Origin of the sequence: Brevibacillus laterosporus DSM 25 (assembly GCF_002706795.1) — a bacterium.
Lineage (GTDB): Bacteria > Bacillota > Bacilli > Brevibacillales > Brevibacillaceae > Brevibacillus_B > Brevibacillus_B laterosporus.
Genome location: NZ_CP017705.1, coordinates 4,076,818 through 4,091,483 on the forward strand (window position 1 = coordinate 4,076,818; position 14,666 = coordinate 4,091,483).

Consider the following 14,666-nt stretch of genomic DNA (forward strand, 5'->3'; position numbering starts at 1 on the left):
TAAGGGGAAGGAATGGTATGCTAATTTGTAAACAGATTTGGAAACTGTTTTACAATTCCGTCAGTAAAAGCGTCAGCCATTTCTAATGCTTGCTGTTCAATTTTGTCAAATGTCGCGATATCCAATGCAAAATTGTTGTTTAGTCTATAGACTGCTTCAGCTTTAGTTAATGCAAGATGCTCATAAAACATTTTCCTAATGTCTTCCTCCGACCAGTACGGGTTGATGCTATTGAGGAAAGATGCAATTTCATCTGCATTCTTATACCAGCGTTTTTCTGCATTAGCTGCTGCTTTGCTATCGCCGGCCTTTGCTGCTTTAACAAGCTGATCGGCAATTACTAAGTGGTCTCTTATTAAACGTTCAAACGTAGCAGCATTTTCTTCACCGTAGAATGGTTTTAGCGCGTTCGCCATATCAGTTGCGTTTCGGAGCAAACGTTTCGTAACGAGTTCTTCATCTGGCAAATTAGCTGCGATGCTGATGATAACCATCCTCGTCCAAGCAACATGCTGTTCCCAGAGAGTACGCATGAGACTTTTTAAATCAACCTCAGCTTTGCTAATGCAGTCATGTACATTTTGATAAGGCGAAGGTCTTGGGGATGAAAATGGCATGGAATGTCGTACACAAGGGATACAAATAACCTGACCCACAAAAAGATAATAGGGATCTACGTTTGGATTGACAGCAACAATGTCATGCACGGGTGTTCTAAATCGTTGGGCTAACAGCCAGTAGGTATCCCCTGGCTGAATAACGTAAGGAAAAGTCTCAAAAGAGAATGGACTCACTATTTATTACTCCCTTCAACTTGAACCAAATTTACTTACTTATTTTTTGATTTCACAATAGCTATTTGCCTAAACAGTATATGTGAGGAAATGTATCATGATATGGGCTTTTGCCTATTCAGTAAATAAAGGAACAGATTGAACAGGTTATGAAGAGGGAGCACGTCCGTCTGTACCCGATTCTGTGCCTGTCCTGTATTTCGATGCACGGAAGCCAGTAGAACAGGGACAAAAGCAGGGGTTCCTGCATTCCATGGGACTATGCCTTTGTAACAGTAGAGATGCACCAGCACACGTTGAGCAGAACGAAGTCTATACGAAATTAGGCTATTATGTAACGACGCTTACACACCTTTTGACGTGGAAAAGAGGGCGGTAATGACTTGGATACCGCCCTCTGACTGATGTAGTTAAAGACAATGAAAGCCAGGGATAAGTTATCTTCTGTGGTGAAAGCTTAAACAATCTTGAAATTCCCTATGGCATCTTCTGTTGCATCGGACATTATCGTGCCCCATTCTGTGGTGGCAGCGCCTCTCGCATCTTCGCCATTCTCTAATACACATCTCACGACGGTCGGGACGACGTGGCGAGTATGGATCGAATAGGTAATAAGGATCATGGTATGGATTCATATACCCGTCATACTGTACTTGCTGAATAATTGGCTTGTTACTTTTTCTTTTCATGTTTTTGACCCCCATTTTGGAAGTAATATGCTTTATATAGTAAATGACGCTATGCCCTGTCCTGACTAAACGGATCAACGGGGTGCTTCACCCAAATACAGTAACGGTGACGTTCGCGTGGCACCGTGTGTTTATTTTGTTTAATGTCACTGTCCTGCAATAGATCGTATAACTATTTTGAGCCCCATTCTGGCTGGTCGAAAGAGTAGGTGTTAATCGGTCACTACAGTTTTAGTATGAAAATGAACAGCTAAGCATGTGAAAAGCACCCAGCCAATGATTGATCTGGGTGCTTTACAAGGATGTAATAGTTATTTTTTATCTGATTTTTATAAGGGATTCAAAAGACAAGTACCAATGCTCTCCTCATCACGTACCTGTCCACACATCCTTTACATATTGCTCATCCCGTTGAAGCTTATCTAGCCAAGCTTGGGCTTCTTCTTCGCTTACCGAATGGATCGTTTTATAGGAAGAAATAAGCGTAGCTTCAACATCGGGAGCCATTCGACTCCCATCACCACATACATAAAGTCGAGCACCCTGATCTAGGAGACGAATCAACTCGTATTCATCTTGTTTCATGAGATGCTGGACGTATGTTTTGGGTTGCCCCTCTACACGAGAAAAGGCCGTATGAATGGTCACGATACCTTCCTTTTCATATTGCTCAAGCTCTTCCTGATACAAGTAATCATGTTCCGGATGGCGGGCACCAAAGTAAAGATGGGCTTCACCAAGTCTTTTGTCTTGTTGTTGATAGTACTTCCGTGCTTGCAAAAAACCCCGGAATGGCGCCACTCCGGTACCTGGCCCGATCATAATAATAGGTGTTTCTGTATCCGTAGGAAGCGTGAATTGAGATTCTGGTGTGCGTACAAATATAACAACAGGTTCATTTTGTTTCAGCTCAGCTAGATAGTTCGAGGCAATGCCCCGATACTCACCCTGTCCACTCCAAGCCGGGCCGCGCACAACGCTTACTGTTATGCTAGCTCGATCTGGTAGGAGATGAGGAGAGCTAGAAATGGAATAGTATCGAGCTTTTAAAGGGGGCAAAAGCTCTAAAAATCGTTCGAAAGGTAATTCACAAGCGGGATAATGTTCCATAAGATCAAACATGGAGATGCGTTTTTTCAGAACATTGGTTTTGTAGTCATCCTCTTCAAGTAAGGCTTCTAATTCCCGTTTATGCGGCGGGCAGGTTGTATAAGAAGCAAGTTCGCGTAGCTGAGCACGTGTTGCTGCTTCCTGTAATTCTACACTGTGACTTAGTAGATCATATACACTTACCGGACGATCCAGAGGAAGATGAGCTGCACTACGTCCACTGCCACTAAGAATAAGATAATCATTACCGTTTAAACCAAAGCGATGTACAATACGCTCGACTAGCTGAGGAGAATTTTTGGGTAGAACACCTAAATGATCCCCTTCATGGTAATGCACTCCTGATGGAATAGCTATCTCGATATGGCGAGTGCTACGCTCGCTAGTCGCTCCTTGAAGCTCTCTATTCTCCGTAACGTATGAACGGTGAGCATCATAGGATTCGGCAAGAGGAACCCCCGCAATTCCATTCACATATTGAACCGAAAGCGTGTTACGCTCTCGCTCTTGATTTTCATTGATTTTTAGACCTAAAGCATTCATGACATCAGGCCACAATTGATGACGCCAATCATCAAGTTGTTTCTCAAAATCACCACTGGCGTCACCTTCACCTTGAATCGTAAGGCGTGTTGCTCCCTTTGCTTCGAGCTGTTGATTAATAAAGTGAGGAACCTGCTGGTATGTGCTGGCCCAATTATGGTCACCACATCCGAATACAGCATAGTTGACTCCTGTAAATTCTCCAGGCTCTACCTCCTCTAGCCATTGTACAAAATCTTTCGCATTACTCGGTGGTTTTCCGTTATAAGAAGAGGTGATAATAAATACCGCTCCGTCTTTGGGAAGCTTACCTAAATAATCATTTAATGGAGCAACCTCGCTCTTGAAGCCTTGAAAACGTGCATCCTCTGCAAGTTCCCTTGCAATGCCCTCCGCAGTGCCAAGATTGGAACCATAAAGCACCAGTAGAGGAGTATTGTGTGTATCAACGATGGTAGAGACTGTTGGCTGCGCTTGCGTTTTTTCGCGTTCTTTCTCTTTTCCGGTAATTTGAAAGGACAGTTCATTTGTACGTAAACGGACACGCATGGTAAAGTCTTCTGGTTTTAGGGTTAATGTTTCCTTAATGGTAAGCTGATAATGATTATGGTCAATGATGTCAAAGTATTTTAGAATCATACCAAGTACTAAGGTTGCCTCTTGAAGTGCGAATTGTTGTCCAATGCAGGCTCGCTGCCCGTTCCCAAATGGTTTATATGCATCATAGGGGATTTGACTTGGGTCTTCAAAGCGTTCAGGACGAAACTCCTCGACGTCCTCTCCCCAGACGCTTGTATCACGATGAAGAGTGGGAATGAGTACATTGACACTCTCTCCTTTTTTCAAAGGGTATTTTCCACCCAACATCGTATCTTTCTTAGCGTAAAGGGAGAAGGCAGGGGCTGTTGGCCAAAGTCGAAGAGATTCATTCAAAATCATTGTTATGTACGTAAGATTTCGCACTTCAGAATAAGTTGGAATGGAACCTGTTAATACACGGTCTACTTCCTCATATGCCTTTTGAAGCTTATCTGGATTTTTTAATAAAAAGTATAAAGCAAAGGATAATAGACCACTTGTGGTTTCATGACCAGCGATTAAGAAAGTAATAATCTGATACCGAATGTTTTCGTCATCCAATCCTTCGCCTGTTTGGGGGTCTTTACCTCTTAGCATATGGGAAAGCAAATCGTTTGTATCATGTTGATCGTGCTCTTTACGTTCAGCTATTATTTTATCTACAAGGGTAAACATGGCTTGTATGTCATGTTTAAATTGACGTTTTGTGATGACCATCAATTTATCTTTAATCTCTAAGCGCTGTAACTGGCTCATTGCTTCATCTAGAGCTCGAACCATGCTGGTGATAAAGGGATGCGGTTGTTCTCGATAAAAACTATTAAACCGATAATTAAAGCCGCACAACCCAATCGTATCAAGAGTAAGGCGTGTCATATCCTCTGGTACGTCAATACTCTCATCAGGGTTGAGGCGTGACCATTTCTGGATAAGCTGTACAGCGATGTCTACCATCATTGAATGGTATCCTTGCATTGCTCTTTGGCTAAAGGAAGGAAGCAGGATGTTATGAGCTTTTTGCCAATTGGTCTCTTCGGTTGAGCTAGTAAAAAGACCATCGCCAGCAAATGTTCTTACTTTTTGCAAGGGAGGCCATACATTCTTATCAAAACGAGATTCATCACAAGCCTCTGCTACTAATTGGTGATTGGAAATATAGGTACTAATACGACCTCCTGGGTACTCCAGTCGGAAGATAGGCCCGAGTTCATTGGCAAGCTTCATGATGGATTGAATCGGCATCTCTGGATTGATTAAAGGCAAATTTCCAAGGGGACCAAAGGTTTTTGGTTGTGGAATGTTTTGTGAGTGAGAAATCGTAATCAATCCTCTCTAGTACATATTTCTTGGTTATTCTCGTTTCTCTTTTAGGGGTTGCTACCTTATTTTTACAAGGATTGACTGGTTTTATTCGGTTTGTTCGGAAAGATTACTAGTAATAAAATGGACTTTATAGAAACCGAGTAGGTGAATCTCTACAATAAGCATGCGCAACATTCATTCGTATGCTGAGATCTATTTGCGTATAAAGGAGAAGATATAATCTATGGCTACTACAGTAGGCTCAATTGTCGATATTAAAGGCATAAAGATAGGACATCAACAAGATGAGGAAGCACTTACAGGCTGTACTGTACTTCTCATGGAGCGAGGTGCAGTATGCGGAGTTGACGTTAGGGGTTCAGCTCCAGGCACCCGTGAGACTGATTTGCTTTCCCCGATAAATAAAGTTGATCAAGTCCATGCGATATGCTTGTCTGGGGGAAGCGCGTTTGGTCTGGATGCAGCTAGCGGGGTGATGCGTTATTTAGAGGAGCAGGGAATTGGCCTCGATGTAGGAGTAGCAAAAATACCGATTGTTCCAGCCGCAGTACTATTTGATCTTGCTTTAGGGGATGCTTCGATCCGCCCTACGGTAGACATGGGCTATGAAGCGGCAAAGCAAGCGAGTGAAAAGAAGTTTGCAGAAGGAAATATTGGAGCCGGTTGTGGAGCTACTGTTGGAAAGATGGCGGGTTTTGAACGAGCAATGAAAGGCGGTCTAGGCACAGCGTCTCGTGAATTGAGTAACGGGTTACTTATTGCAGCAATTGTTGCTGTCAATGCCGTTGGTGAGGTGCGTTGTCCTGTAACTGGAGAAAGACTTGCAGGAGCACGTGGAGAAGATGAGGAGTTATTGGATATCTACGATTGTATGGAAAGAGCTACCTTTGATGTAATACCAGATGGTGCGAATACCACAATTGGCGTAGTAGCTTGTAATGCAATCCTAACCAAAGCAGAAGCGAATAAAGTTGCTCAAATGGCACATGATGGACTAGCTCGCACCATTTATCCGATTCACACCATGTACGACGGTGATACGCTATTCGCGATTGGAACAGGAGAAGTAAGGGCATCTGTGGATTTGATAGGTGCAATAGCAGCAGAGGTAATGGCAGAAGCTGTTGTAAGAGCTATAAAGGCAGCAGAGCCAGCAGGGAATATTCCATCCTACCGTAGTAGAGAACGTAAAAGCAGAAATGATATTGTAACGAAATGTAAATAGTTATCCATGATTAATAAAGTGATTTATTGCTAGGTACATATGTCAAATCGGTATTACTCCCGTAGCATGTAGTTGTGGAATCGATGTGAAATTTTGTCATTTTTATGAAATGTTATCAGCTTCTAATTGGATAAAAGTTTTTTTAGCCAAGCACAATGTCTTCGTCTTTGTGCTATTTGGCATGCTTTTATTCAGGATAAATCGTTATTAAATAAGCATTCTTGCCCTGTTATGTGTTGATAGTCCTATACAATCTCATCTGTGAATTTTTCGTAATGTCCAAAAACGGTACATTTTAGTAAAGAAAAACTTGATTTTTTTAACGTTTAGAAATTAAAACTTTTGTGATTCCATACCGATATTAGGGATAGTGCCCTATTTACATAAATGATAGGTCTAGAAGCAGGGAAGAAGAAAGAGAGGGGAAAGAGTTGTTTTCCAACATGAAAATATCTACCAGGAATTTATTGTTTACAGTTCTTAATACAATGTTGATCGGAGCTGTATTAATCTTAGCAAGTTTCATGATTCAAGGACGAGTCCTCATAGATATGCTAGAAAAAGATACCCACGCCTTGTTACAGTCACAATCTCTACATGTTTCTGCAAAAGACATACATGAGGCAGTTAGAAATCCTGATCTGAACGCTTCCATACAGAAGAAACTTACAGAGGAGCTTGACCAGATTAGTAAAGAGCATCCTCAGATTAAACAAGCATATGTTTTTGGGGTTGAATTGAAAGAGGGAAATCAGACTACTATTATTTCTCAACCATCTCAAATTCTCGAGTTTATGAAATCAGAAGGAATTAAATTGGGAGATATGCTCCCTCAGCCAGACGTCATTGTGAAAGGAATACAGCATCTTATCACTACCAAACAAGATACGATGACCTCTATTTATGATGATGATTTAGGTACTTGGATTTCGGCTCTTCATCCGATCATGGATAACAGTGGACAGATTGTTGCTTATTTCGGAATGGATGTCGATGCCAGCATGGTAACGCACGGACAGGACGCGCTGTTGCTATACTCTTCCATATTGTTATTTATTTTATTACTCATCAATTTGATCTTTCAGTATTGGATTGTGAATCGTACATTTAAACCAGTTCAAGAGCTTATGCGAGGCATTCATGAAATGAGTAAAGGAAATTTAGATGTTCGTTTGCGTGAAGGAAAGGACGAACTGGGTCAGGTTAACAACAAGTTTAACCTAATGGCAGAAAATATGCGTACGATTATGATGACAATTCGCGAATCTTCTAACCAGTTAGTAAAGAATTCACAGCAATTACATACGATTATGGAAGTAAATAACCAGCATGCCACAACAATCACGGATAACATTCAAGAAATGTTCCAACACACCAACCAGCAAAATATTGCTACAACAGAATGCGCAAAATCATTGGACGAGATGGTGATCAGTGTTGATAGCATCGCCAATAACTCAACAGAGGTTCATCACACATCTCTTAACATGAAAGATCAGGCTGAATCCGGTCAATACTCTGTCACCAAAGTGGCGGATCAAATGCATTTAATTCAGCATTCTGTGCAGGAATCTGAAAATATTATTAATGTGCTACAATCACAGTCAGGTAAAATTGGTGAGATTGTCAAAATGATTTCCGAAATTGCGAACCAGACGAATCTACTTGCCTTAAATGCAGCAATTGAAGCGCAACGAGCAGGTGATCACGGTCGAGGCTTCTCAGTTGTTGCGGATGAGGTACGAAAACTAGCTGAACAATCTAAGCGCTCGGCAGAAGAAATCAGCCAGTTAATCGGGGATATTCAGGAACGCACAAATACAGCAGTAATCTCTATTCGCCAAGGTTCGGAGCACGTCCAGGATGGTGTGAAGATCGTACAAGAAACGGGTGAGATATTCCGTCATATGGTACAGGCAAGTACAGAGGTATCCGACCGTATGCAAGAGGTTTCTGCTTCGACGCAACAAATGGCAGCTGAAACAGAGGAAGTTACCTCTGTGGTGAAACAAGTATCGGAAAATGCACTAAAAAACACAAAATCAGCAGAAAACATCCAGGCCAAGTCAGATAATCAGTTAGCTTCTTACCAAGAAATTTTAGTGTCTGTTGACGGATTGAGTAAAATAGCGCAGGAATTAGATAAGGCGCTTTCCCAACTAAGATTAGAGGAACACAAGTAGATTTTCATCTCTACGAGAGTGTTGGGCAGTCAGCAGAATGCTAATAGTGAGTAGAGAGAGGAGAGATCAGATGCTGGTCTCTCTTCTTTTTTCACCTTTTCACATACATACAAATTATTTAGGAGGCAGGAGTTTATCATGCACAATACAACAAGATACGAACCAATAACGTTCCCACTAGACAATAATCGCTTCGGTCAGCTCACAAATACTGTGACGGCAAGAAGCTCGTATGATTTGACTCCGTATATGACAAAGTTATGGGAAAAGGGACAGGAGATTCATTTATTGGCCGTGTACATCATGTGGTTGCACCGAGTCAGCGGGACTGAGCAGATTACACTGGGTACTCTTGTGCAAGAGAAATGGGTACCAGTAACGATAACCGTTCAACAAGGGATGAGCTATAATGATTTACTTGATCAGGTTGAACAAGCATGGAAAAGCAAGACAGAACAAACTGATGCTTCCTACTCATTCATGCAATTCCCAAGTACATTTCGTGTACAAGAAGAACCACTATTTCATATCGAATCACAATTGGCTGCTCCCCTACATTCTGGAATCATCGTGAACGAAACAAAAGCTAGGTGGAATATGTATTATGATTCCCACAGCTTCCGTGAGCAGACAATTGATCGGTTTATGGAACAACTCGAACGTCTAGCAGAACAGGCTGTGCTGTATCCACATATTACTTTTACTACTTATCCGATGCTGTCTCGAATGGAACAGCAGCTTTATCAATCGATTAATCAGACAGTGGAAGCATTCCCAGCAGAAAAAACGATTTTGGATATCTTTCACGAGGTAGTAGAAGCGTATGGGGAGAGGGTAGCCTTACAGACAGATGAAGCTACGTATACATATAACCAATTAGAAGCGGCGTCTAATCGGGTTGCTACAATGTTACTACAGCATGGAGTTGAGCTAGGGCAATATGTATCATTATTTATGGAGCGAAGTATCGAAGCTACCATAGCACTACTAGGGATATTGAAAGCAGGGGCAGCTTATGTTCCATTAGACCCACACCATCCGAGAGAGCGTAATGCTCATATTATTACTGAGACGAATTCTCATGTGGTTTTATCTAGTCTTGCCTATCGAAATTTAGTGATACAAGCTATTCCTAAAGCGCAGGTGCTATGGATCGAAGACATTGAACTATATTCTGAGAAAGCTGTAAAACCAGCTATTAGCCCACTGCACCCAGCCTATGTTATTTTTACCTCGGGGTCTACAGGAACACCTAAGGGAGTTATTCTACATCATCAAGGAGTGGTGAATTACGGACTCGCTGTTAGAAAAATGATGAATGTGACAGAAGAGGATATCTTTACGCAGTTCATCACGTTTAGCTTTGATGCATCCATACATGAGTTGTTTGGTGGTTTGTTAAACGGGGTTACCTTACATTTTTTGACGAACGAAGAAAGAATGGATTCGATTGCTTTTGCAAAAGCAGTAAAGCGTGTAGGAATTACATGCATTCCTGGCATCCCCGCGGCTTTCTTTAATCAATTAGTAAAAACGTTGCCAAGCACGGAAGCAGACAGCTTTGCCAAAGTTAAAAGCATAGGGGTAGGTGGAGAACTATTAACTGGTGAGGTAGTACGTTCCTTCCAAGCTACATTTTCACGTGAAACCATTATTTATAATTTGTATGGACCTACGGAATGCACGGTGACAGCTACGTACCATGCTGTGACAAAACCGGTTTCAGATGCTACCATCAGCATCCCAATTGGCAAACCTCTTGCAAACTATGAGATATATCTTGTCAACGAATCATATCAGCTGTGCCCCATCGGTGTTCCAGGAGAAATTCTGATTAGCACGGTAGGGATTTCAAAAGGCTATCTGCATATGCCTGAGAAAACGAAGGAAGTCTTTATTCCAGATCCGTTCTCACAAGGCTCAGGAAAAATCTTTTATAAAACAGGTGATTTGGGGCGTATATTGGAAGATGGAAACGTGGAGTATTTAGAACGTAAAGATTTTCAAGTCAAAATTCGTGGACATCGGATTGAAATGGGAGAGATTGAGGAGCGATTGGCCACGTATCCAGGGATACAAAACGTAACGGTTATAGTGAAAAAAGATCGTGACAATCAGAATAGATTAATAGCCTTTTACACAACAAAAACACAACAGGAGATTGATCCGTCGCTTTTACAGGATTTTATCTCACAAAAGCTGCCGCCTTACATGGTTCCAGCTCAGTTTGGTTATATACCAGCAATGCCGATAACACCAACGGGTAAAATTGATCGTAAACAACTAGCAAGTATTGAATTAAAACCGGTAACAAGAAACCAAATATATACCGCACCTAGAACGGAGATTGAACAGGAGATTGCCCGAGTGTGGCAAACGGGACTAGGAGTAGATCGTGTGGGTTTGAGTGATAACTTTTTTGAAATAGGAGGTCATTCTCTTAAAATTATAGAGTTATTAGTTGAATTAAAACCAAAATATCCTATGATAAAGATTAATGATTTCTTCACCCATCCAACGGTTCAATCATTAGCGTATCGAATTGAAGAACTGTATCGAGAAAAACAGGAGACAGAACAAGCGAGTGCTGGAAGGATTGGTGGTAATGATCAAACGGAGGAAGTACTTGCTGAATATCCAGAGCGTTTACAAACTACGAAAAAAATCGTACGACGAAAGCAGCGTACATTCCTGCTAACGGGGGCGACAGGCTATCTTGGTTCTCACTTGTTGTATGAATTATTACAGACAACCCCGGGCACGATTTATTGTTTGGTACGCGGGAAAGATGTTCAGGCTGCTATGGATCGTTTATATCAAAATTATTCCTTTTATTTCGGTAAGGAGCAGCAGAAACAGCTCACGTCACGTGTAAAGGTTATGATAGGCGATCTGCAAGAAGTAAGGTTGGGATTAGAAAAAGAGGATTGGTATGGGCTTGTTCAAAATGTGGATGCCATCATGCACTGTGGAGCAGATGTGTCTCACTTTGGCGATGCTCAGCATTTCTATCAGGTAAATGTACGAAGCACGGAGACGTTACTTGATCTGGCCAGAGAAAAGCAGGGTATTCATTTTCACTATGTTTCTACGATTGGTATTCCCGAAGAACTGTCCCATGCAGGGAAATGGCATGAATTACGTAATGCAGAGCAAATGGATTATTCTATTGTGCTAGAAAATCATTACGTCAATAGCAAATGGGAGTCTGAGAAGCATGTGATGAAGGCGTTTGAACAAGAAGGTATACCAGTGACAATCTATCGTGCTGGCAATCTAAGTAGCCATTCTTTAGCTGGTACGTTTCAACGCAACATGGAAACAAATGCAATGTATCGAATGTGTCGGGCGATGTTCTTACTGGGAATTGCACCACATGCCGATTGGCTAGTAGATTTCACTCCCATTGATTTTGCTGGAAAAGCGATTGCTACGCTCGCATTGCAAGAGGAAGCAGTCGGAGCCATTTTCCATGTTGTCAATCCAAAACAAATTCCGTATGTAGAGCTATTGGAACATTTTCAGTCCTTTGGCTATAAATTGAGCCTAGTTTCTCAACAACAATATGAACAGTGGTTATTTGATGGAACAGAAAAAAATCGGGAAGGAATGGAGCTTGCTATTACCCAGCTAGAGGGAGATGGAGCACGTAATTCGAATGTTCGATTTGCCTGCCCTAAGACGACGGCCGTGTTACAAAAGCTTCATATTTCATGCCCACAACCCACGAAAGCATATTTTAAGGCGATGGTGAAGTATGCCATAGCAAACGGATATTTCCCGATGCCAACGTTGGCAGAGCCCATTTGTTAACTAAGTGTTGTTTACGTAATAGTCCTCTAATTATCAGTTGGTTTCAGAATAGCCCAGAAAGATTTATAATAAGCTACATGTAATGAAAGTCATCAGACAAACCAGGTTAGAGGTGGAATAACATGGAATTAATTATTTTAGCAAAGTTGATGCTTTCTGCTTTCCTTGGAATCGTAATTGGAATTGAGCGTGAATTAAAACAAAAACCACTGGGATTAAAAACCAGCGTAATCATATCGGTTAGTAGCTGCTTACTGACGATTGTTTCGATCGAATCTGCTCAATTTTATGCGGAAACGTCTATTAACAATCGGACAGACCCTATGCGTTTGGCTGCACAGATCGTTAGTGGAATCGGTTTTTTGGGTGCAGGGGTCATTTTGCGCCGAAATAATGATGTTATTTCTGGCCTTACCACAGCAGCAATTATTTGGTCTAGTGCAGGTATTGGAATTGCGGTCGGGTCGGGCTTTTATTATGAAGCAGCATTAGGAGCTGCGATGATTTTGTTTTCTGTGCAGTTGCTCCCATATTTAGTAAATATGATTGGAGTTCGAAAATTACAAGGAAAAGAGTTAAAAATTCGTCTGTTCTTAGATGAGCACTCACATATGACAGCGATTATCCAGAAATTCAAAGAAGAAGATATGAAGATTAAGAATGTCTGGTTAAAGGATGTTGATAAGCAAAGGGTACAGATGGATCTACGTCTGGTTGTGTATGATCATATCTATATTACTGACATCTATGAGATGGTACATAATTTAAATGGGGTGGCACGTGTAGAGATTGACAGCTAGTGATGGATTACGTATACTGATTGATAAGTTTACAGGAATTTTATAAATGAACCATAATGATAAACACGCGCAATGACGAAGAGGAGTATGCATGCCGATTGCTAAAGAGAGCTGATGGTTGGTGAAAATCAGTGCAGGAAGCTTGCAGAATGGACTTTTGAGCGTCTAGACCGATAGTGTGTAGGGTTTAACACACAGGTAGGCTCTGGCGGAGCGTCTCACCGATACAAGGGACAGGTATTCGAACAATGGCATGTAGAAGTGCGCGTTTGTTCCGATACAATAGAGCGCGCTGTGAAAACGGCGAATTAAGGTGGCACCACGGGTTTCTCGTCCTTATTTTTAAAGATAAGGATGAGGAGCCCTTTTTGTATTTCTGTAAACAAAATAGGATGTAATCAGGACAAGGAGCGTGATGAGAATGGAAGATGGTTGGTGGTGGCTTTATCAACTGAATGCTACAAATAAAAAGAGGGGGATCAATGCCTATCGTATCCAACGATCTCCGCTCTCAAAACGAAAGAGGCTGATTATATATGAACAAGCAAAAACTAGTATCAGGTATTCGTTCTACAGGTGAATTACATTTGGGTAACTATTATGGTGCGATGAAAGGCATTGATAAGGTTGTTAACACATACGATGCTAATTTTTTTATTGCAGATTTGCATACATTGACCACACATCCTAGCCCGGAGCATATGTCTACAAATGCTTTAGAGGCTGCTGCCAGCTATCTGGCATCGGGCCTGAATCCAGAGCACTGCACGTTTTACACACAATCTGCCCTGTCAGCCGAGGTTGCAGAATTATCCTTGTACCTAGGTATGGTAATGCCACTAGGTGAGTTGATGCGGTGTCCAACATTTAAAGAGAAAGCAAAGAAACATCCTGATAATGTAAATTATGGTTTGGTTGGATACCCTGTACTGATGACAGCAGATATCCTGTTGCATAAAGGTGAAGTAGTACCTGTTGGTGAAGATCAATTGGTGCATTTGGAGATGGCACGGCAAATCGTTCGCCGTTTCAATCATATGTATGGTGAGATTTTTGCATACCCACAACCGTTGGCAGAGAATGCAGTTCGTATTCCTGCGTTACATGGACAGGGGAAAATGAGTAAGTCAGACGGAATCGATACGTATATTAGTTTACAGGATGACAAAAGTCAGATTGACCAGAAAGTAAAGAAGGCATATTCTGATCCAACTCGTCTCTATATTCAACAACCAGGTCACCCAAGTGTACAAGGTTGTAATGTCTACCATCTGCATACGTACTTTACGGATGAGCAAGGTCAACAGCAACTTAGAGAACAATGTTCAACGGCATCAATTGGATGTGTAGCTTGCAAAAAGCGACTAGCTGAAGAAATCGAACAAATTGTAGAACCTTTCCGTACTCGGAAACAGCAACTCACAGAAGAACAAATACTTGATACACTTCAACAGGGTGCACAGAAAGCTCGGTTATCTGCACAAAAGGTTCTTCAAGAGGTACGAAATGCTATCGGAATCCTGATGGTATAAGTTTTGCAACGAATGATTTTGTTGATTCTCTATATTGACAATTATGGTATAATTATACAAAATATAAGAGTGAAT

The 14,666-nt window shown here is 41.5% G+C and carries 7 protein-coding genes and 1 other annotated feature; of the genes, 5 read left to right on the forward strand and 2 right to left on the reverse strand.

Translation table 11 applies throughout. The features are described from left to right. Positions 1 to 20: 20 nt before the first annotated feature. Together BrL25_RS19605 and BrL25_RS19610 are read right to left on the reverse strand one after the other, a co-directional pair. Complete coding sequence (locus BrL25_RS19605) at positions 21 to 617, reverse strand: hypothetical protein (RefSeq protein WP_051088599.1); 597 nt, start codon at positions 615 to 617, stop codon at positions 21 to 23. 1,235 nt (positions 618 to 1,852) lie between these two features. Continuing rightward, on the reverse strand, positions 1,853 to 5,041 hold the full coding sequence (locus BrL25_RS19610; RefSeq protein ID WP_018672488.1) for a bifunctional cytochrome P450/NADPH--P450 reductase: 3,189 nt from the start codon (positions 5,039 to 5,041) through the stop codon (positions 1,853 to 1,855). A 220-nt stretch (positions 5,042 to 5,261) separates the two neighbouring features. Here BrL25_RS19610 and BrL25_RS19615 point away from each other — a divergent pair, with 220 nt between their 5' ends. From BrL25_RS19615 to trpS, 5 genes are all read left to right on the forward strand, one after another. Further along, positions 5,262 to 6,263: a P1 family peptidase gene (locus tag BrL25_RS19615; RefSeq protein ID WP_018672489.1), complete on the forward strand. Its 1,002-nt coding sequence runs from the start codon at positions 5,262 to 5,264 to the stop codon at positions 6,261 to 6,263. A gap of 443 nt (positions 6,264 to 6,706) precedes the next feature. After that, on the forward strand, positions 6,707 to 8,446 hold the full coding sequence (locus BrL25_RS19620; protein ID WP_236847633.1) for a methyl-accepting chemotaxis protein: 1,740 nt from the start codon (positions 6,707 to 6,709) through the stop codon (positions 8,444 to 8,446). Between the two features lie 138 nt (positions 8,447 to 8,584). Then, positions 8,585 to 12,259 (forward strand): non-ribosomal peptide synthetase family protein, encoded by a 3,675-nt coding sequence (locus BrL25_RS19625; protein ID WP_018672491.1) that lies wholly within the window; start codon positions 8,585 to 8,587, stop codon positions 12,257 to 12,259. 122 nt (positions 12,260 to 12,381) lie between these two features. After that, complete coding sequence (locus BrL25_RS19630; protein ID WP_018672492.1) at positions 12,382 to 13,059, forward strand: MgtC/SapB family protein; 678 nt, start codon at positions 12,382 to 12,384, stop codon at positions 13,057 to 13,059. A 63-nt stretch (positions 13,060 to 13,122) separates the two neighbouring features. After that, positions 13,123 to 13,400 (forward strand) — a binding site (T-box leader). A gap of 195 nt (positions 13,401 to 13,595) precedes the next feature. Continuing rightward, a complete protein-coding gene (trpS, locus tag BrL25_RS19640; RefSeq protein ID WP_018672493.1) occupies positions 13,596 to 14,591 on the forward strand; it encodes a tryptophan--tRNA ligase in 996 nt (331 codons plus the stop codon). The last annotated feature ends 75 nt before the right edge of the window (positions 14,592 to 14,666 follow it).

Bases quoted from the DNA above. Each gene is read 5' to 3' on its own strand.
- BrL25_RS19605 (WP_051088599.1), bottom strand. From the start codon at position 617: ATGCCATTTTCATCCCCAAGACCTTCGCCTTATCAAAATGTACATGAC.
- BrL25_RS19615 (WP_018672489.1), top strand. From the start codon at position 5,262: ATGGCTACTACAGTAGGCTCAATTGTCGATATTAAAGGCATAAAGATA.
- BrL25_RS19620 (WP_236847633.1), top strand. From the start codon at position 6,707: ATGAAAATATCTACCAGGAATTTATTGTTTACAGTTCTTAATACAATG.
- BrL25_RS19625 (WP_018672491.1), top strand. From the start codon at position 8,585: ATGCACAATACAACAAGATACGAACCAATAACGTTCCCACTAGACAAT.
- BrL25_RS19630 (WP_018672492.1), top strand. From the start codon at position 12,382: ATGGAATTAATTATTTTAGCAAAGTTGATGCTTTCTGCTTTCCTTGGA.
- trpS (WP_018672493.1), top strand. From the start codon at position 13,596: ATGAACAAGCAAAAACTAGTATCAGGTATTCGTTCTACAGGTGAATTA.